Genomic DNA, 22,445 nt, shown 5'->3' on the forward strand with positions numbered 1-22,445 from the left:
TAATTATTAATAATTTTGTATAAAAGAAAGTTGGATGGGAAAGAGATAATTAAGGGTGTACCTTATTGCGCATATTAATTAGATATAAAAAATGATGTAAAATGAAATACTCTGTAATGGAGTTAGCTTGTATTCTGATGGCCAATTAACACTAATCAATAAATTTGGAATACAAAAAATGAATAAATTAACCTTATTAGCCGTTATGGTTTCTGCAACCATGATGAGTAACGTATCTGTTGCGGATGTTAGCTGGGCCGGTTGGAATAACAATATTGGCAGCGATAATGGACATGCAAGTACAGCACTAACATCAGAAAATCAAAATATTCTTGCTAACAATGTAAATAACGTTAATGCAGATTTGCAGGATCATAAAGCTAAACAAGATGCATATAATGCTAAGCAAGATGGATATAATAAGCATCAGAAAGAGATTAATGAAAACCAAACCCTGATCAACCAAAATCAGGGGGTTTTAAATCAAATCCAAGCAGATATTAATTCTAAGCAAGCAATAACTAACGTTGAGCAAGCTAATATTAATAAAGAACAAAAAGTAGTAAATGAAAACCAAAAAGTCGTTAATGATAAACAAGACGTTATTAACCAAAATCAAGCTAAAGTTAATAGCGACCAAAAATTAGTAAATGAAAATCAAAAAGTCGTTAATGATAAGCAAGATGTTATTAACCAAAACCAAGCTAAAGTTAATAGTGACCAAAAATTAACCAATAATAAACAAACTGTTTTTAATAAAAACCAAATGGCTTTCAACAATAGCCAAATAGCTGTTAATAACCGCCAATCTCAGATCAATAAAAATGTTGATAATAGATTAAATCAGCTAGATAGCAGAGTCACATCGTTAGATAAGCGTGTTGATTCATTAGATAACGAATTAAAGCGTGGGTTGGCTTCGCAAGCTGCTTTATCAGGGTTATTCCAACCTTATAATGTTGGGCACTTTAACCTATCTATGGCGTTAGGTGGGTATGAATCTAATACAGCTCTTGCACTAGGTTCAGGTTATCGTATTGATGAAAGTGTGGCAGTAAAAGCGGGTGTAGCAACAAATACTGATGACTTTAAAGGCGTGACTTATAATGCCGCTGTTAACTTTGAATGGTAACAGGAATCATTAGTTAACCCCCTCATGGTTACACTTTTAATCTAACTTAAGGCAAAAAAGCATATGTTATGTTTTTTTGCCTTTTATTCTTTAATTGAATAAATACTCATATGGGGCATAAAAAGCGGTAACACACTTGGTTTTTATTTGTTTTAGCCGTTTATATCGTTACCTTACGTTTATTGATAATCAGAAGAAATAAACACAGAATTAGTTTTTTCCTATAACATTCCTGCCTATATTGTTCATACTGACTTAATGATGCTTAAGTTGATATGCTGCACTGTTAACCATGTATAATGTGTGAATACTTTGAGTATCCAGAATTTACTATAATAAAATCGTTAATAATAAAAACTATTGTTATCCATGTTGTAACTTAAGGTGGATGTATGGCAAAGAGAAGTGTGAAAGCTCTGCAAGTCTCAGTAATATGTGGGTTAATGGCATTACACATACCTGCGTTTTCAAATGAAGAAAATATGCAGCAAAGTGTCGAGGAAGTACAAGCTACCGCGGCAGTTACACCAGCAGAAAGTTTGGCTAAAATAACAGTCTCGCTTCCTTCGGGGGTGAAACCTGTTTTTGCTTCACAATTATCTAAATTATATGCTGAGCGGCAAATGCAGCTATTGTGGCAAGATGAAACAGCAATTAGTCAATTCCAACAACAGTTGGCCGAATTAGCACTCGCGGGGGTACAACCTCAATTTGCCGAGTGGCTCGCGATACTGGAAAATAACCAATTAAATGAACTTGGTCGTGACGTTATTTTGTCCGATGCAATGTTGGGATATTTACACTATTTATCTTCGGTTGAAGCCAGTGGGCAATATTGGTTATATAGTAGCCGCCCCTATAAAATTATTGCCCCGACTTCTGCACAAATGAAACCATGGTTAGATGCAGTTTCAGGTAATCGCTTAAGTGATTGGGTGAAATCGCAAGCCCCTAACCATCCAATGTATTTGCCAATGCGCAAAGAAATGCTGAAGTTATTGGCGATGCCTGAAGATGACTTGGAAATCGTGGGGACTAAAACATTAAAACCAGGTCAATCAAATGATGACGTGGTTATTTTGCGCCAAATTCTGCAACGTGAAGGGTTACTGGAAGGTGAAACAGTAATGGAGAGCAGCGAAGTTGAAGCCCCTGAAACGATGGCGCAAGTTGCTGAGCAAGCGGTTGAACAAACCAGTGAACCAGCAAAAACAGCTGAGACACCAATAAGTAAGGCATCAAAAGTGTATAGCCAAGACCTTGTTGATGCGGTAAAAAAATTCCAATTACAGTATGGCTTAGAAGCGGATGGTGTTGTCGGTAAAGGTACGCGTGTTTGGCTGAATATGAAGCCAAAACAAAAAGCAGGATTAATGGCATTAAATATTCAGCGTTTGCGTATTATTCCAGCAAGTCAAGGAACTGGGATTTTAGTCAATATACCAGGCTATTCCTTAGATTTTTATTTGAATGATGAGGTTATTTTAGACTCAAAAGTGATTGTTGGACGTGCTGATCGAAAAACACCGATCATGAGCAGTGCACTGAATAATGTGGTGATTAACCCTCCTTGGAGTGTGCCGACTAGCATGGCACGTAAAGATATTGCCCCGAGAGGAAAGCAAGATCCAAGTTATTTTAGCCGTAAAGGGTATACTGTTTATTCGGGGTGGGGCGCAGATTCCTATGAAATCGACCCGTATGCCATTGATTGGGAAAATATTACGCCTGCCAATTTCCCTTATCGAATTCGTCAAGCTCCTGGCCCTACTAATTCATTAGGGCGCTATAAATTTAACATGCCAAGTTCTGATGCAATTTATTTGCATGATACACCGAATCATAGTCTATTTAATCGCAACGCACGTGCAATAAGTTCTGGGTGTGTACGAGTTAATAAAGCTAGTGAGCTTGCAAGTATTTTATTAGGTGATGCGGGCTGGGAAAGGAAGCGCATTGATGGTGCACTTAAGGAAGGTTCGACCCGTTATGTGAATATACCGGATAGGATCCCAGTATTTCTTTATTATCAAACCGCTTGGGTTGATAAAGACCAGCAACCACAATATCGAGCGGATATATATCAATATGATAACAGCATTAATAATGCAGATAACTATTTGCCAATGTTGAAAAAGATTTTGCATTAATCATCATGTTAGCTTAAATATGAAAGGGGGATTTCCCCCTTTTTTGCGAGTAGTTCTGTTTAACTCCCATAATTTCTTATTAGGTCCGTTGCTTTTAGGCATTTAATTATTATCATGCAGTAAATAATAGAGAGCTGATCGCGATTCATATCAACCAAGGCAGCAAAGTAAGCGTAGTAATTCGCTTATTACATGTGAATTTAGTGACAAAGCGCTATTTTTGACGAATATAGCAACCAAATTCCCTTAAAGTATGCATATCTTTACATAAATATACATTAAAATTAAGAATGTTTTGCTAGTCTCAATAGGTTGTCAAAATTTTATCGATTATTACTGAAATTATTAGAGTCTGAGCTATCACCTATGGATATTATTGACCAATCCCGCAGAAAATGGCTGGGAATTGGGGCTGCTACAGTCGGCCTTAGTTTATTACCAAGCCATGTCTTTGCTGCAATGACCACCCCACGCCCACGTATTTTACGCTTTCAAAATATTAATACGGGGGAGTCTTTAAAAACAGAATTTTTTGACGGTCAACGTTATAACAAATCTGAACTTGCACGTTTAAATCATTTTTTCCGTGATTACCGCTGCGATAAAGTCAAAACCATTGATCCTAAATTATTTGACCAAATTTATTTATTACAAATGATGATGGGGACTAACAAACCAGTTCAACTTATTTCGGGTTATCGCTCTTTAGAAACGAATAATAAATTGCGTAGTAAAAGTTCGGGAGTCGCGAAGAAAAGTTACCATACTCGCGGGCAAGCGATGGATTTCCATATCGAAGGTTTACAGTTAAGTAACATTCGTAAAGCCGCGCTGAAAATGAAAGCGGGTGGTGTTGGCTATTATCCTAGAAGCAATTTTATACATATTGATACAGGGCCAGCAAGAACGTGGTAATCTGTGCATAGGTGACACAGATTACGGAGTAATTGCCCGATGAAATATACTATTATCCCAGTAACACCATTTATGCAAAACTGTCAGGTTATTTGGGATGAAAATACGTTAGAAGCGGTTGTGGTTGACCCCGGCGGTGAGGCAGAAAAAATTATTTCTGCCATTGAAAGTCGAGGGCTAAAGTTAACTAAAATTCTGCTTACCCACGGTCATTCTGACCATATCGGTGCTTCAGCTATACTTTCCAAACATTTCTCTGTGCCTATTTATGGGCCACAAAAAGAAGACGCGTTTTGGATTGAAAATCTTGCTGAGCAAAATGCCATGTTTTATATAGGGGAATGTCCTGATTTTACGCCTGACTATTGGCTAGAAGAAGGGGATACAGTCACTTGTGGTGGCATTTCATTTGATGTGTTGCATTGCCCAGGGCATACACCCGGTCATATTATTTTTGTGAATCACAATGATAAGCTAATTTCAATGGGTGATGTGTTATTTAAGGGGGGGGTAGGTCGCAGTGACTTCCCTCGTGGTAATCACCAAGATTTAATCTCATCAATTAAAACTAAAGTACTGCCTTTAGGTGACGATTACCAGTTTATACCGGGGCATGGGCCAATGTCTAATTTAGGTTTTGAACGCAAAACCAACCCTTTCTTACAAGATGAATTACCTGTTTGGTAATTAACAAAAATAGTCATTCCTTCCTAATTTAAAAACATACCCTAAGAATTGGGTATGTTTTTTATAGTTAATTATCATTGATAATTACCCTATGTTAATTTTTACTATCCGAAACATTTTATCCGAATGTTTCATATTGATATGGTTATTAATAAATTACTTTGTTACTTTAAATATTAATTTCAATAACATACATTAATTATTAATTAAAGGGAATTATTATGAAAGTAGAAAATACAGATGTGAATTTTAATCAATATGTATTATATGACTATGTTAATGATACTGAAAATCATGATTTGTTTATTAAGTTAATAAATAATAATGGTATATCTCATTCTAGTTTCTCAGGGTATTGCTATGGGCTAACGGATGAGTTTTTAGTTTACAGCATGAATAATCAAGGGGGTAAATATATCGAGCAATTAAATGAACTTTATTCTATTATAAATTCAAATGATGATAATTTAACCCCGTTAGATAAAGCTAGAAATGATGCCTTGAAGTTACATGCTAAATCATTATTTATGAGCATGTATCAGATGTAATTAAAAAACAGCTTTCATATATAAAATCAGTACGTCATTATAATTATATTTATAACTTTAAATATGAAGAGATTAATGGACGTAGTTTTGTTAAATATATTAATGATATTGTCAATACAAATTATGCTGTTAGCAAAAGTATGTATGGTAGAGAGGCTAATTATTATAATTATTTGGCAGAGTTACAAAAATTAAAAATTAAAATTTATACAGATGCGCTTTTGGCTGATGCTGATAGTGATTTTTTCAAAACAAAGGCAGGGAAAGATATCGCATCAGATGAGCTTTTTATAAAGCTAAAAGATAAACTTAGCATTGGGGGGGAAAATCTAGCATCGAGTTTTACTACTGATGATGCCAAAATATTCATTAATACAATATCAGAGGTTATTCAAAGAGATAATTATTTAGAGTTAGAAGACAATAGGAATGGTAAAGGTGTTCAGGTAGTTGATAGTAAGAACTTTACGACACACTTAGCTAATGAAACCACATTGAGTCGCTTTAAAGAAAAAATCTACTCACATATAAATACAAGCAATCAACCACTGTTAATTAAGTTTTGTTCAGCTAGCCATGCAATGGCGATATCCATAATTTATGATCAAAAAACAAAGGTGTGGACATATAAGTTCTTTGATCCTGATACTGGAGTCATGACATTTAACAAAAAAGACAGTTTTATTTCTTATATCGATACATTTGTAAAAATTAATGCAGATAAATATAGGTTTAGTAAGGTTAAGAATAATGATTATAAAATTAGAACATTTTCATTTAACCCTAGTGACAGTATCGGAAGGCCATTTCAACTGAAGGAATTAAATAACCGAGATAAACTAATTACGGAAAATACGCTATTAGTAAAAAGAAAATTGGCATACATTAGTAGTGATCAAAAATGTAAATTAACCTATGTGGAATTTAATCAAAAAAATCAAATAGCTAAACTAAAGGTTACACTGAACGGAAAGACATCATTCATTTATACTGATATTTTAAATAGCGGTGAGCTTACTAAAATAATTGAGGATAATGTAAATGCATTATCAAAAATTAATAGTGATAAATTTATTAGCCAAGATGATTATCAAGTTTACTTAGTAAGTAAACAATTTGATATAAATGCTTTTTCACCACCTCAACAAGAGGGTGATAGAGATTATAAAAGTGTCAATTTGCACCTTGTTCCACGTATGGGTGACCAACCAACCATAGCTACGGGGGTCCCAGAAAACCACCAAAAAGCGATTAATAAAGTTGCGGATAAATATAATATTACCATTGGTATTCGGCCTGTTGACTATAAATCGGCTAGTTTAATCGAATTAGGCATATACAGTAGTAAGGGATTAACAATTAAAGGTAAAAGTTCTGACTGGGGCCCACACAGTGGTTTTATTCCAGTTTTGCAGCAGTTCTCTAAGAAATCGGGTCGAGATGAGCAAAGCAAATATAATGACTATGTGCAACAGTCTATTGATAAAAAGCATGCAATAGCGGTTCCCCTTGAAATTAGTTCGGAACGGATTAATGAATTAATTAACTATAAAACCATCACGCCACTAATTGATACAGATGATGGGGATTACAAGAAAACTAGCTCAACTATTGATGGGGAAGAACATACCTTTTTATTAAAAAAAAGCCCTTCAGGAAAAGGTAATATTTGGCAGGTTTCTTATCAAGAAAATAATGAAATTAAACCTTTTCTTGTGATAGGTGATCCTAAAACGGGTAAGGCAATGACGGCTGATTATGATATTTTTAGCATTATCTTCCCAATTTCAGAGTTAGAGCATTATGTTAAAGTTACGGAAATGCCTGATTGGCAAGAATGGAAAGCGAGTGTAAATTATGAGGAGTTAACGCCAGCTCAAAAGAGACTGTATAATAATGAGGCAGAATATAATAAGAAAGAAGGGAAAGAAAATGGCATTATCAATAATAGAATAAAAGAGGTTAATAGGCAGCTTAATAGAGAGCTAGGGAGAACTGAGGGCTTTGAATTAGTTCATCATGGTTCTGATGATGCAAACCCCGTGAGTGTGATGAAGGATAACTTCCCTATTACCTTCTTTTTACCTGAGAGTTTAAAAGGAAAAAATAAGTTGTCGGGGACAACTCAACCTATTGAAACTTATTTTGAGATGAACCCTCATGGTGCCATCATTATTAATGATGTCGAACAGTTGTCTAATTTTCAGCAGTTGTTAATTAATCAAGGCTATCGAGCACCATTAAATAGAAAATGGAGCGAAGGTGAGAACGGTAGGTTATTTGAACCTAAAAGAAAAAAATCGGAAGGGTATATTGTAAACCATGGTGAGATTAAAATAAAAAAAAGCATCTCAATATTTAATGATAAGATAGATCAGAATTTAGATAACAGTGAACAAACCTCAGATAGAATAATACCAAACTCAGATAACAGTGAACAAACCTCAGATAGAATAATACCAAACTCAGATAACAGCGAACAAACCTCAGATAAAATAATACCGAGTTCAGATAATCATGAGCAAGGCTCAACGAATAACAAAGTAGATAAGGCGCTAATTGTTAATAGGCGTAGGTATATGGAAGGCGTATTCGGAAAAGCGGTTGTTGGATTAGATAATGACTTTTCTGATATACATGAAAATAATTTTAATGGTAGCCATCATGCGTCTCTAGCTGGTGACTTGGCTTCAAAGGCGCACTCAATTAATACCTGGTGTGACCCTATTAAGGTGTATCATAAATTAACGGCAATTAACATTGAATCTAGGGATAATAAACAGGCAAACCCTACAGCATATGACCATAACGTTATTATTCAATTACAAGGGGATAAAGTTTCAGCGGATGTGGTAGCTAAAGCTCTCTCAAAACACCCCGACAATAGTACAGTGATTCAATACGATTTAGGTAGTCGAAAACATAAGGTATTATATGGCTCTCTAAAAAAAATAACTACAGGGAAAGTACGCTGGATAACCATTGGGCATGGTTCTTATTTTGATGATGGAGAACCTACCTTATATGCAGAAAGGAGTGCAAAGAAATATACAGATGCGATGGTCTATTTGAAAAAGAAAGTATTGAAAAATACGGTCCCCGATAAACTAGTACTAATGGGGTGCAATTTAGGTAGGGGAGGAATATATGAAAACTTTGCATTAAAGGCTACAAATCTATTTGCTAATAATAAGATGAATATGCCAATAGTTGCATATAATCGAAGTATAACCAATTATAATTATGGGCATAAAATGGTTGTGGAGGGGGAACGTAATTCCATTAGAAATAGTACTAAGGGTTATAAATTTATATATCAATATGATCTTAATACAGGGCAAGTAAAAATAAATGGAAAATCTAGTACATTATATTTTATTAATGAGCTACGTCGAGGAGAATTAAAACTATCGCAATTAAATAACTATGTTGAACCAGACCCAATGAAAATATTTAGGCTTTCATCATTCAAAGATTTAGATTTTTCTCTAATAAAAAAAATAATCTATAACCCTCAAGCTTATCAATTTTTTGTTGATGAATTAAAACAGCATAATCAGGAGTTACCTAGCGATTTTCATTCACACTTCACTAAAAAATTAAATGACTTAGGGATTAAATCAACACCTATATGGCCTACGGTTAATCAAGATAGTATAGCGCATCAAGCACATTTACAATCTCATTTGCAGAAGGACACCTCAACATTTTCTATTATTGTGCGCGCTACTGAGGACCTAAAGGGGAAGGTGCAAGCAGAGCGGTTAGCAGGTAAAAACCCAGAAAACACACTAATTTTGCAAGCGGACACAGATAATAAAATCTGGGCGGTAGAATACGGGGAAAATAATATTCCTTCACTACTAGAAAGCGGTAAAGCAGTAAAGTGGGTTATTATAGCTAATGATGGGGTAAAGAATAAACCAATCGATGGCTTGTTCTCGGTTCTTACGGAGGTAAAGGAAAAATATCCATTTACAGCAGAGGAGAGTATGTCGCTCCACGCTATAAATAAACAAAAAATAAAAATTACGAGTAGCTTATTTATAGAGCTTGATCAGCGAAAGGGGAGTGCTGCCGAGCAACTAGTGGGGGTAATGCACCAAGAGACACCAACGGTAAAAAACTATTTAGATACAAAACATCATCAACAAGTTCAATCTTTAATAGAGAAAATAGCGTCAAAAGATATCAGTTTGGAGCATGTTCGTTTGGCAGAGCACCCTTATTTAGTGAGTTACTTTGACGATGCGTACGGCCAATTTAGTGCAGATAAGCTGAAAATAGCACTATATGATCCATTAATAGCCCCAAAAGTTAACCATTACCTGAGCAATGATACAACTGAAAATAAAGCTCACTGGGACAATTTATTTGAGGCTCGTCTGTCTACGGATTTACAACAGCAAGCTAAAGATACACTTACTATTTTGCATGCGATACAGGATGACCCATCTGTATTACATCATTTAAGCGAAAAATCATGTTTACAATTAAAAGCGATATTTCCTGCCATTAATGATTTTGATCGTGGCAAAGTCACTGCGTTAGCTAAAGATGTAAATGCATTTTCATTAATGTCCGAGGACCTTAATTCATTTTTAAGGCTTAACAAGGACAATTTTGATGGGGAAAATGCACCATTAAAAGGGCTCTCATTTGCAGGGGCATTACATAAACATCAAGTTGAGCGTCATCAGCGGTTACAGCAATATAATGAACTGTGTAATCAGATGCGTAAGTGGTCTGCTGATAGCCAAGTGAATATGATTAACTATGATAGGTTAAGACGTAAAGGAGATGCAGCAGGTTTTGACCGAAAGATGGGGTTAATTTATACCGTTGAGTCTCAGTTAGGAGATGAAAACTCGGCGAGAAATCTTATTGAGTGGCAAATTAAGCTAGAACAGAAACGCTATAATGGGCCCCTAACCGAGGGAGAAACCGAGTTACTTAATGAAATAAAGCGCTATTCAAATAATATTGTAGATGGGTTTGATAATAAGGGAGAGAAACAAGCGAGGCAATCTATTGAATATGTTATATCAGCCAATAATAAATTTTACCATTCCCAGGGTCATTCACTTTTATTCCTTCAAGGTAAGAACACAACATATACTATTCAATATACGACCCGAGGTAACATTCATGAATACCGCTTACTTGATCCTAATGGTTTACAACTCTGTATTCGTAATGAACAACGTTCTTTAGCATCAAAATTATTTGCGAAGCAAGTCAATAGTTATTTTAACGAAAATGTAAGTTTACTTAATGGAGAGACTATAACTCGGGGCCAACAGGCAGGCTTTGGAGAGGGAAGTCATAATAATGGTAAGTTTTATTCGGCAGATATGCAATTTATTGCACTTGATGATAACAGTATCAAGCGTATACCTCATGATTATGAGCAGTATAGAAAGAACGTAACTGCACTTATTAATTCTGTCACTGTTGCTGATAAAAACAGTTGGGTGAATTTTAATGGTGAAAAAATTGCCTTGGCAAGGTTACAAAACTTAGGGGTGACTATTAATGGTCAACTTATTACTGCAGATCATACAAAAAAAAATGGTTGGCAGAAAAAAGTGCGATTTCATCCCGAAAAGCTTGCGGCTGAATTAACATTAGTTGATGGAAATGAATCGGACCTTGTTTTGCTCAGGATTCTTCATCAGCAATTAGGCGACGTAGATCATATTCCTATCACAGATAATAACACTGGTTTTCAAGACAGCGCGGTATTGAAAAAGCAGTTGAAGTATATTGCAAGAAACATCGACCCTAATGTGTCTAAATTGACACCGGAGATGATTGAGAACTTAAGAGCGTTAGGAACTAAGTTACCGCGTTTTCAACAAATAGGTAATCGGTTTGGCCAAGTAATGGGTGGAGTTGGTGCAGTACAAACATTAATTAGTATACATTTAATCTTGAAAAAATTAGATAACCCTGATTTAAGGGATGAGGAATGTGCTGAGTTAGAAAAACAATTTTACCTTATTTGTGGTTCAGCAATTGCTAATTATGGAGACATGATTGTACAACCTATTTTATTAAATATAGCTAGTAAAGGGGGGGCAACATCGTTAATCCGTGGCAGAATTGCAGCGGGAACAGTGATTATATTTAATTTAGTCGGAATGGGGTTTGACGCTTACCAAGCGTATGACAGTTTATCTAAACTTGATAGTGTTTCAGATCCAAAACAGCGGCAAGATTTGATTGTTAATGCGACTTTTTCTATTGCCAGTTGTGTGTTAAATGGCATCACCGTTATTGGTGTCATAATTGGCTCTTCTACTATTCCCGTAGTGGGCCTTGTTGTTGGGGGCGTTTTACTGGTTTCTGGTTTGGTATATCAAGGTGCCCGCGCAGTTGAAAATATCAAAGAGGTAATTGATATTAGCTGGGATAGGGAACTGGAAGAAGGGCTTCGTGGTGCATTTGGTTTTGAACCTACCCTGCGTAGCCAGCAAGAAATGGCGATTGTGCATTACATAAAAGCATTTAAAAAATTAGATGTAGAGATGGATATAGACCTGTTTGAAAAAAGGTTTGTCCCAGCAGGTTTTGATCATCACTTGAGTATAATTGAAAAGCCGACTAATAAATCAGAAGAACGTTATTATCTTGTAGATACTAATAATAATTATTTTGGTGGTATGTGGTGGGGGGTACGTTTAAGTTTTTCGGATTATGTTTATCGTTATACCAAACGTGGAGCCCCTTCATTTACTTCCAGTGAAGCTGATTTTTTAATTAAAAATTATTCTTTGCAAGCCGATGGGAGGGTGAAAAGAGTTACTGGGCAAGAAGATCGAGTTGTATTTAAGACAGTTCTCAAGGAGGTTACTGATGTTGTCCGTACTGGGACAGTAGCGTCTAATGAGGGCTATTGTTTTAACACAAACTATAAAAACCCATTATTTGATAAGTTTTTAGAAAAACATGGAATTCAAAAAAGTAATTTAACACAGAGTATAGAAAAGCAGCTTACAGCTTCGGATTATGAACAATTAAGTTTTTATTCTAAACAAACCGAGGTTGCTGCGCAAAAAAATTTCACTATCCGTAAATATGCAGACAACACCAATGAATATATTGAGAATAAACCTGGTATAATTGCGAATATTATAGATATTGATGAGACTAAGGGGAGTAGTATTAATCTCGCAAATGGTGTTGATTATCTTATTGGAAAAGACGACAGAATGTATGCTCTTCAGGTGTTATCGGGTGAAAAGTATTTTGCTACAGGATCAAAGTCAGATTATTTTTACTTAAGGGATAATAGTTTAACATCATTGGAGTCAAATGATGGCAAAGTAACGAAGTTTCTAGATGGCCAATCAGGAAGCGACACTTTATTTATTGATAATTTGCCTAATGGCTATCATGTTTATATCGATTTAAGGATAAATAAGGTTGCGTATTTCTGCAGCGAGGAGTCTAAATCTAAATTTAAATATCAACATCAATTTATTGATGTTGTTGATGCTAAAAATATTGAAAATATTACTCTTATTGATAATACTAATGATATTATCCATGGCGATGATGAAAATAATAATATCAATGGCGGGTTAGGGGAAGATACGCTATATGGATATGGTGGAGATGACCGATTAGCACTAACAAAAGGGAAAGCCATTGGTGGCAGTGGGATTGATAGTTACTTTATTAAACGGTTCGAATGGGCTTCTCATGTAGATGATCTTTATAAAACAAAAATGTCATATAATAAAAAAGCATTCCGAGTTGAAAAAGAACATTATATCAACCCTATTTATCAGGGGGAAAATAAAGGATTTCAAGTTAATGTTATTATTGAAGAGAATAGCGAGTCAGTGAGTTGGGTTGATCTTGAATACTCATTAAATGAAATTAAGGATATGTATATAAAGGGTAACGACCTTTACCTTAAAATACAGGTTGATGATTATAAGACAGATAAATATGTATTTGATAAGGTTAAGAGTGAAGTCACCATAAAATTAAATAATGTATATCGTGATATAGATGGGGTTCGTAAACGCAATCATAGTTATAACTTAAATACTAACGATGGTTTTGCCTTAATTAGTCAATTAGTTGACCTCCCAAAAGAAAATAATCCTGAACATACTATACGTGGAAAACTATTCAATGTGTTATATGTTCAAAATAATGATAAAACGCTATATTCAGGTGAAAAAAGTGTTTATATTGATGAAAGTAAAGATGAGATTGAAGTTAATAAAACACGAGTATATAACTCACCTAAATGGGGAAGGTTAGTATCAATAGGTAAAGCTAAGAATTTAACTTATACTGGAAGTGAAAAAAACAATATCCTCTCCCATATAGCATCGGGGAGCCATATAAAAGTCACATTGGGCCAAGATAGTTATCAAATAAATAAACTTGACGATAACAATGAAGATATTGTATTTGATTTTGCTAATGTCAAAGGCCATTTTACAGATCAAGATAAGGTTATTATTTTATTACCTACGGTAAATGGCTACCAACTACAAATGAATGGGCAAAAGCTTTTGCTCAAAGATAGGTTCGAAAAGACAACACTGAGCTTTCGTTTTCAGAATTTCGATGGGGGTATGAATAATGCGGTACTTATTCAAGATAAGTACAGTAATATGTTTTGTATCGACCTGAAGAGTGAAAATAGTGTCATTGCCCCTTCAAATCCCATTGCAAACAGCACCGATGGCGATGATACCATTAATATTCCAATGGGGTACCTTGGTAAAAAATTACTGATAAACGGGCAAGCAGGAAATGATATTATTCTTGACCATAGTGGGTTTAGCCGTGTGCTGATCGGTGGGGACGGTGATGATACGATAACAGCCGTTTCAGGTAATAATGTGCTGTATGCTGGCTCAGGAATGAATTTTCTCTCGGGCGGAGATGGGGACGATCTATTACTCTCTGATTTTGGTTACGACACTTTAATGGGTAAGGAGGGCGATGATAACTATTTAATTGATTGTCGATATAGAGGGGTTGTTTATATCGAGGATCTTGAAGGGAAAAATAATATTCATTTACTGAATTTTGACTGTGAAAACATTACTGAAGGTGTGGATAATGGTGCTCTTTATCGCATTTATATATCAAAATCAGGCAAAATTATTAAAATAAAACAGCCATCTCTACAAGAAAATAAAGACGCTGTATGTCAGGTCTACATGTACCCTAAATTGCCGCATAAGTTGCAGGAATTAACAAAAGATGGGATGGAGCCTTTAGCTAAATACTTTGCAGATAGTTATTCCATCGCTGAAAAAACAGGGCAAAAAGGTCATTGGAAACTAGCTGATACATTAACTCATTTACTAAATGGAACGCCAGATGCTTTATTAGAGTCATTACATGTACCTACTAATGGCCCAACTATTTTAAACCCAAATTATGCTCGAACTCATTGGTTAATTAAGACTAAGGAAGGAAACTTAGTTGTTTTGGACCATACTGGGCATGGTCGGATAATTCAGGGGGGTAAAGGAGATAATAGGATAGTGACTTTAGGGGGCAATAACGTCCTCTTTGGTGGTCAAGGTAATGATATTCTCGCCGGGGGAGTTGATAAAGATTTATTGATCTCCGTTGCGGGTAACGACACCTTGTCTGGTGGGTTAGGTAATGATACTTATCTTGTTAATGGTTATGAAAGCAATACAACAGTGAAGATTGAGGATTTGGCTGGTCGTAATCAGGTTGTTTTGGTTAATTTTTATGTGACCCCAGTGATGGTACAGCAAATAGATTCATCAAAAACACTCAGTATCTATGGATCATATACTGGTCGAAAAGTGGAGATTTATCATAGTAACCATTTAATGTCGATGACAGATGTAACAGATATAAAGTTCCGTAAGTGTGATGGGGACGAATGGAATGGGCAAGCTGAGAAAACGGTAGATAAGCTTATTCAGCTTTATGCTGAGTCACGTTTTGAATACGAAAGTACTTTTGAGGCAACGAATATGTCAGCACACCTACGCAACCGTTGGAACCCTCTACCGTTTATGAACCTTTTATTAGAGGGGACGAGCGTATCAGCCGCTAATTAGCTTTCAAATGATTAGAGGAATAAGCTTTAATATGAGCGATTCCTCTTCAAAGCGAACCATACTCCTAAAAAAACACCCCAAAATTAGAACCCAATAAAATATGGGGCTAACTTGGGGTGTACTTTATGAGTTTTACAGTACTTTTACGATGGCTTCACACAGTGGAACCATGTTTTCCAGTGTTAAGCCTGCAACATTAATACGGCCAGAACTTACGGCGTAGATGCCAAATTCACTGCGTAGACGCTCTACTTGCTCTTTTGTGAGGCCACTGAAGGAGAACATACCGTTTTGGTTGATAATGAAGCTAAAGTCTTGTTTAGCGCCTTTCTCTTCCAATGTTTTAACCAGTAACTGACGCATACGTTTAATGCGTTCACGCATTGCTGTTAGTTCTTGGACCCATTCTGCTTTTAAGGTATCGTCAGAAAGGATAGTGGTAACCACTGCTGCACCGTGAGCGGGTGGGTTAGAGTAGTTTGCACGAATAACCGCTTTTGCTTGGCTAAATGCGCGCTCTGCGTTGTCGCTGTCTTTAGCGATAATGGTGCAAGCACCGACACGCTCATTATATAAACCGAAGTTTTTAGAGTATGAGCTGGCGACAATCATTTCTGGGTTATTTTGGGTGAAAATGCGTAAGCCTTCAGCATCTTCATCTAACCCTTTAGCAAAACCTTGATAGGCGAAGTCGAAAACAGGTAATAAGCCTTTTTCTGCACACAAGTTAGCCAGCTTCGACCATTGCTCAGCAGTTGGGTCAATCCCTGTTGGGTTATGGCAGCAACCATGTAGGACAATAACATCCCCTGCAACCGCAGTGGATAAGCTACTTAGCATGCCGTCGAAATCCATGCCATGTTTTGCTGCATCATAATAGTTGTAAGTTAATACTTCTAAGCCAGCGGCTTCAAAAATATTTTTATGGTTAGGCCATGTTGGGTTGCTGATCCAAACACGTTTTGCATTGGTTTGTTTAGCAATAAAGTCAGCTGCAATACGCAGGGCACCAGTGCCCCCAGGGGCTTGTGCAGTACGGGCACGTTTTGAGGTGACAATTTCATGTTGTACACCGAATAACAGTTCTTGTGTTACACGGCCGAATTCTGGCATTCCGCTAATCGCAAGATAGTTTTTGGTGTTTTCGTTGTCTAGCAGGAATTTTTCTGCTTTTTTTACGGTATCAAGCACAGGGGTTTTCCCTGATTCGTCTTTATAGACGCCAATACCTAAGTTGATTTTATTGTCACGGGGATCAGCACGGAAACTATCAGCAAGACCTAAAATTGGGTCAGCGGGGGCAGAAGTAATTTTTTCAAACATGTTGTCGATTCCAAAGCTCTGTTGTGGTTACCCAATACAGTTCATAGCGTATGAAGGCATTAAGTGAGAATGCTTTTGGCTATCCTTGCTTGTAAAAAGCCCATACTGCTTGAAATAAAGGGTATAGCTGAAAACGGGTTTAGTCGAACGAGTCGAGTTATCAGGGTAACGTGAGAAAGGCGTTTTGCCAACCGTTTTGCGATAAATTGGCGAGATCTTGTGAGCTAGGTAGGAATTGCATGTAATCTAACCATAAATATCTATAAAGTTGGTGAATCAGTCTGTCTTGTCGATATAGTGGTTTGATGTATAAAAATTTAGTCAGCGTTTAAAGGCAAAAAAAGCAGCGCCGGAGCGCTGCTTGCAAAAACATGTTACCGTTTTCTAACTTATCAGTTAACTGATAATTAGAATTGGTAAACTAAACCTAAACCAACTACGTTATCAGTGCTGATGCCTTCATTTTTAGTGAAGTCATTGTCTTTTAACAGGTTGATTTTGTAATCAACAACTGCAGACATATTTTTGTTGAAGTAGTAATAAGAACCTACAGAGATATATTTAACCAGATCTTCGTTACCATAACCATTCAGGTCTTTACCTTTAGATTGGTTATAACCTAAAGATGGTTTCAGACCAAAGTCAAACAGGTATTGTGCTACTAACTCAACGTTTTCAGTCTTGTTAGCAATACCATTGTCACCGTAGCGGCTCATGTTATGAGTTTGACCATACATTGCTGCTAAGTAAACATTGTTAGCGTCGAATTTACCACCCACGTTCCATGCTTGAGCTTTTTTACCACCAGCATATTGTTTATGAGTCAGTGTATCTTTTTGGTCTGGAGTACGGGAAGAGTTAGAGTAACCACCACCCAGTGTTACGCCCCAACCTAAGTCATAAGCGGTAGAGAAACCGTAGCCGTCACCGTTGTCTTTACGAGCATTATTATCTTTAGCTGCAGACAGGTTATCGTCACCGTTTTTACCTTGATATTGCAGAGCAAAGCTTAGGCCATCAACATAACCGAACGCATTGTTGTTACGGTAAGTTAATAGGTTACGGTTACGGCTAGTCATGAAGTTATCTGCTTGAGCCATAGTGTCGCCGCCCCATAATGGGAATACGTCGGTCCATGCGTTCGTGTCATAGATAACACCGTAGTTACGGCCATAATCAACTGAACCGAAGTCAGCAAATTTTAAACCAGCGTAAGCTAAACGGTTTTTGTTTTCGCCTTCGTTTTCAGCTTTATTAGTTTTAGTTTCCCACTCGAAACGACCAAAACCAGTTAGTTGATCAGTGATTTGAGTATCACCTTTAACACCTAAACGAACGCGTGAATCATCACCATCTTGGCTACCAGCTTTTTCGCTGCTGCCTTTACCATCTGCAAAGTAGTGACGAACGTCAACTTTACCGTAAACGTCTAATTTGTTGCCGTCTTTGTTGTATACTTCAGCTGCGTTTGCTGCACCAGCAGCTAACAGAGCTGGGATAACCATTGCAAGAATATTGCGTTTCATCATTATTATTACCCTCATTGGTGTTATTCGGACACCTGCCACTGCCAAAAATAATTCTCAAAAAATAATTGGAACTATTTATGAGAGATTAGTGTCGTCTATGTCGGCGACCAGTGTTCCATTGCTAAATAAATTTATCCACCCTCAAAGTGCTACAAAATCAAAGTTTCTGAAACAAATGGTAACAAGGTGTTTCAAAATGTAAAAAATAGAGTAAAAAATAACCACTCATCGTACCAGTTTAAAAAATATTACAAAAAAGAGGGAACTTTTTCAAAAGATAATTTGAGCTTTTTTTGAGCAACTTAGGCCAGTTAAGTTGAAGATTTATGATTAGCAAAAAGCAAAAATATAATAAAAAAGCAGATTATTCTTAGCGGTAGCAGGCAGTGCGTTACTTTACGGATAATTATAAGGTATTAAGGGAAAAGTTGTGATCTACTTAATATTTTACTGTAATTTAATGTAACGTATCGGAATAATTAGCCAATGAAAGCATTATTGAACAAAAAAGCGGACCAAAATATGTTTAGTCCGCTTTTTACATCACTATTGCACCAAAAAAACGCAATTAGAATGCAGCATTTCTAGGCGTACGAGGGAATGGGATCACCTCACGCACGTTACCAACACCAGTGACATAAGCCACTAAACGCTCAAAGCCAAGGCCGAAACCAGAGTGAGGCACAGTGCCATAACGGCGCAGATCACGATACCACCAGTAATCTTCTTTATTCATGCCCATTTCTTCAAGGCGTGCATCAAGCATATCAAGGCGTTCTTCACGTTGTGAACCACCGATGATTTCACCAATACCCGGTGCGAGAACGTCCATTGCAGCAACAGTTTTACCGTCTTCATTTAAGCGCATATAGAAAGCTTTGATGTCTTTCGGATAGTTTTTTACTACCACAGGCGCTTTAAAGTGCTGTTCAGCTAAGTAGCGCTCATGTTCAGATGACATATCGACACCCCAGTAAACTGGGTTTTCGAATTTCTGACCACAGGTTTCAAGGATTTTGATCGCGTCGGTGTAATCAATTTGGGCAAAATCAGAGTTAACAAAGCTTTCTAAGCGAGTGATAACGTCTTTATCGACACGTTGAGCAAAAAACTCTAAGTCGTCACGGCGTTCTTCAAGCGCGGCTTTAAAGGCGAATTTCAGCATTTTTTCTGCTAGGCCTGCAACATCATCTAAGTTAGCGAAAGCAACTTCAGGTTCAACCATCCAGAACTCAGCTAAGTGGCGGCTGGTATTGGAGTTTTCAGCACGGAAGGTTGGGCCAAAAGTGTACACTTTGCTCAGTGCAGTTGCATAGGCTTCACCATTTAACTGGCCTGAAACCGTTAAGAATGCTTCACGGCCAAAGAAGTCTTCACTGAAATCGACTTCGCCCTTGTCATTACGCGGCAAGTTATTGTAATCCAGTGTGGAGACACGGAACATTTCACCTGCGCCTTCGGTATCAGAGGCAGTAATGATTGGGGTTGAAACCCAGAAGTAACCTTGCTCATCAAAGAAACGATGTATCGCTTGTGCTAAGGTATGGCGCACGCGTGCAACCGCACCGATTAAATTGGTTCGAGGGCGTAGGTGTGCGGCTTCACGTAAGAATTCAACGCTATGGCGTTTCGCTGCCATAGGGTAAGTTTCAGGGTCTTCAACCCAACCAACCACCTTGACTGCGGTTGCATCAAGTTCAAAGGACTGCCCTTGGCCTTGAGACTCTTTTATAACGCCCGTAACCTGAACAGAACAACCCGTAGTTAGGTGCAGGACTTCATCATTATAATTAGGTAAGTTATTATTGATGATAGCCTGTAACGGATTAAAGCAAGAACCGTCATAAACGGCGAGGAAAGAAAAACCCGCTTTTGAATCTCTTCTTGTACGTACCCAGCCTTGAACGGTGACTTCTGTGCCTACCGCCACTCGGCCTTGCAGTACGTCGACTACAGGCGCTACTATCATATAATTCACTCTCTTCATATTAACAATATCTACTTTACTATCTCAATCCGTCATACTTCGAGCTGTAGATGCGTTGGCTTCACAAACTGACCCTAGTCACATACTTATGTATGCTCCTAGGGCTCCATTTGTTTGCCGTCTTTCTACAACTCGAATTATTTAGGATGCCATTCAAGCTGTATTAAATTCATTTTTTAATTGCATTGCGGTGTTGTTAGTTAAAGCGCAAAACAACCAGTGTATGATAAATAAAACAGTAAAGTAGGGGTATACTTACGAAATCCCATATTTCAGGGGCCAAAGCTCTATGTTACTTGCCATTTATTAGGAAACAAGTAAAAAATCACGATAAAATATTTCTGTTTAAGTGATGAGGGTTTATCGAGCTTAAAAGCTATAGTAATAGTAAGTGAATAAAAGAAAAAGGGGTTTTAAAGCCCCGATAAGAAAAATGCCAATTCTTATTCAGAGCTTTAAGGTTGTTACGTGATTAGCAGGCTTTAGGGAGGTCAAACGCTTTTCTCAGTTGGTTAACGAACTCATCATCTTCGCAAATCGTTTTACCTGGGCTATCAGATAACTTAGCAACCGGTTTACCGTTACATTCCACTAATTTAATCACGATATTCAGTGGCGTAACATGGGGAATATTACAGGTTAGGCGCGTACCAATACCAAATACAAGATTAACCCGCTTGTGGAAATAGCGGTATAACTCCAGTGCTTTTTGTAGATCTAGGCTGTCTGAAAACACCAAAGTTTTACTCATTGGGTCAATACCTAACTTCTCATAATGAGCGATTGCTTTTTCGCCCCATTCGATAGGGTCCCCTGAATCATGGCGTAACCCTTGATAGCGTTTGGCGAAATTAGCATCAAAATCACGTAGGAAAGCATCCATCGTGATGCAATCCGTTAAGGCAACACCGAGATGATTAGGGTATTCATCTAACCAAATTTGCAAAGCCTCACGCTGGCTATTTGCTAATTCAGGGCTGATTTGCTGGTGCGCTTGGAACCATTCGTGGGCTTGGGTTCCTACTGGCGCAAGATCTAGCTCATGCGCGAGCTTGTAATTACTGGTGCCAACAAGGTAAGGGAATTCCTGTTTCAACATAGCCACAATGGCTGATTGGACACCGTATGAGAAGCGGCGCCGCGTCCCAAAGTCCATCAGCTTAAAGCCGGATAGGTCAAGTTGGTGCTCGTCAGCTTGTTGGTAAAAAACATCTAACAGTTTTTTCAGTTGTTGGACCGCATCATCAGTTGTGATGTTTGGGTGCCTATCTCGTTGCACGATTTCACTTACTAGGGCAAGAAGAGGAACTTCCCACATAATCACTTCGCGCCAAGGGCCACTAATGCGTATTGCCAGTTGCCCTTCGTCAGTCACACTAACAACCACTTGTTGTGGGTTAAAACGAAATGATTTTAGCCATGTAAGATAGTCTTCATGGAAAAAAGGTAAGCGGCGGAGAAAATTTAATTCATCATCAGTCAGTGATAGTTTTGCCATCTGCTGGATTTGTTGCCTGATTTCAGTAGCGTAGCTACCTAATATATCGCTACTACGGCAGCGAAACTCAGCGACAACCGGTACCTGATGATAACGGTGGAAAACGGCCTGCTGCATATGAAGCTTATAAGCGTCGGTATCAAGCAGTGATGTAATAATTGGTGTAGCGTCTAAGTTCATGGCACGCAGACATCCTCGCGGAGCTTATCTTTATGACTAAGGCTGTTTGTTTTTATAGGGATAACTCACAGAGTTTAAACTTGAAATTCACCCCATTAAAAAAACAAAATAAAACAGCACGTAGCAATTAGCTAAATCGTTAAAGTTGCAAAAGTATACCCACTTTACCAAAAGATAGAAGCGTTATTCTACCTGTCTGTTTTACGAGGGCATTCGCAAGCTCAATTCACGCATTCGCTTTTATGTAAAGTAGTTAAATCAGGTAAATACATTTCAGTCATACCGTATCTCGTCATTACATACAAAAGCATTAATCACGAAAAGATACTAACATGCTATAAAATATTTGATAGTGCTATAGCACCAACAAACAAACGATTGTGTAACAAAATTAGCTAGGGTGAGAAATAGAAAGGT

Annotated in this window: 10 protein-coding genes; 6 read left to right on the top strand and 4 right to left on the bottom strand. The window is 37.3% G+C overall.

Translation table 11 applies throughout. The annotated features are described in order from the left end of the window. Positions 1–178: 178 nt before the first annotated feature. From ACIPUA_RS04345 to ACIPUA_RS04370, 6 genes are all read left to right on the top strand, one after another. Positions 179–1,132, top strand: coding sequence for a YadA C-terminal domain-containing protein (locus ACIPUA_RS04345; protein ID WP_145927298.1), 954 nt, complete (start codon positions 179–181; stop codon positions 1,130–1,132). A gap of 392 nt (positions 1,133–1,524) precedes the next feature. After that, positions 1,525–3,282 (top strand): L,D-transpeptidase, encoded by a 1,758-nt coding sequence (ldtD, locus tag ACIPUA_RS04350; protein WP_042846462.1) that lies wholly within the window; start codon positions 1,525–1,527, stop codon positions 3,280–3,282. A gap of 366 nt (positions 3,283–3,648) precedes the next feature. Further along, on the top strand, positions 3,649–4,197 hold the full coding sequence (locus ACIPUA_RS04355; protein WP_042846461.1) for a YcbK family protein: 549 nt from the start codon (positions 3,649–3,651) through the stop codon (positions 4,195–4,197). A gap of 39 nt (positions 4,198–4,236) precedes the next feature. Next, positions 4,237–4,884: an MBL fold metallo-hydrolase gene (locus ACIPUA_RS04360; protein WP_071547892.1), complete on the top strand. Its 648-nt coding sequence runs from the start codon at positions 4,237–4,239 to the stop codon at positions 4,882–4,884. A gap of 221 nt (positions 4,885–5,105) precedes the next feature. Beyond that, the gene (locus ACIPUA_RS04365) at positions 5,106–5,432 is read left to right on the top strand and encodes a hypothetical protein (protein ID WP_449059310.1); all 327 of its coding nucleotides are present in this window, start codon (positions 5,106–5,108) and stop codon (positions 5,430–5,432) included. A 140-nt stretch (positions 5,433–5,572) separates the two neighbouring features. Further along, complete coding sequence (locus ACIPUA_RS04370; RefSeq protein ID WP_449059311.1) at positions 5,573–15,511, top strand: anthrax toxin-like adenylyl cyclase domain-containing protein; 9,939 nt, start codon at positions 5,573–5,575, stop codon at positions 15,509–15,511. Positions 15,512–15,643: 132 nt separating this feature from the next. Here the strand turns inward: ACIPUA_RS04370 and ACIPUA_RS04375 are convergent, their stop codons facing one another. The 4 genes from ACIPUA_RS04375 to pncB form a co-directional block, all read right to left on the bottom strand. Further along, positions 15,644–16,834, bottom strand: a complete 1,191-nt coding sequence (locus ACIPUA_RS04375) for an amino acid aminotransferase (RefSeq protein WP_071547895.1) — start codon at positions 16,832–16,834, stop codon at positions 15,644–15,646. Positions 16,835–17,241: 407 nt separating this feature from the next. Then, positions 17,242–18,363 (bottom strand): porin, encoded by a 1,122-nt coding sequence (locus tag ACIPUA_RS04380; protein WP_449059312.1) that lies wholly within the window; start codon positions 18,361–18,363, stop codon positions 17,242–17,244. Positions 18,364–18,931: 568 nt separating this feature from the next. After that, a complete protein-coding gene (gene asnS, locus ACIPUA_RS04385) occupies positions 18,932–20,332 on the bottom strand; it encodes an asparagine--tRNA ligase (RefSeq protein WP_042846455.1) in 1,401 nt (466 codons plus the stop codon). Between the two features lie 490 nt (positions 20,333–20,822). Further along, a complete protein-coding gene (gene pncB / locus ACIPUA_RS04390) occupies positions 20,823–22,028 on the bottom strand; it encodes a nicotinate phosphoribosyltransferase (RefSeq protein ID WP_042846454.1) in 1,206 nt (401 codons plus the stop codon). Positions 22,029–22,445 lie beyond the last annotated feature (417 nt).

The organism is Providencia sp. AGC89 (assembly GCF_053543535.1).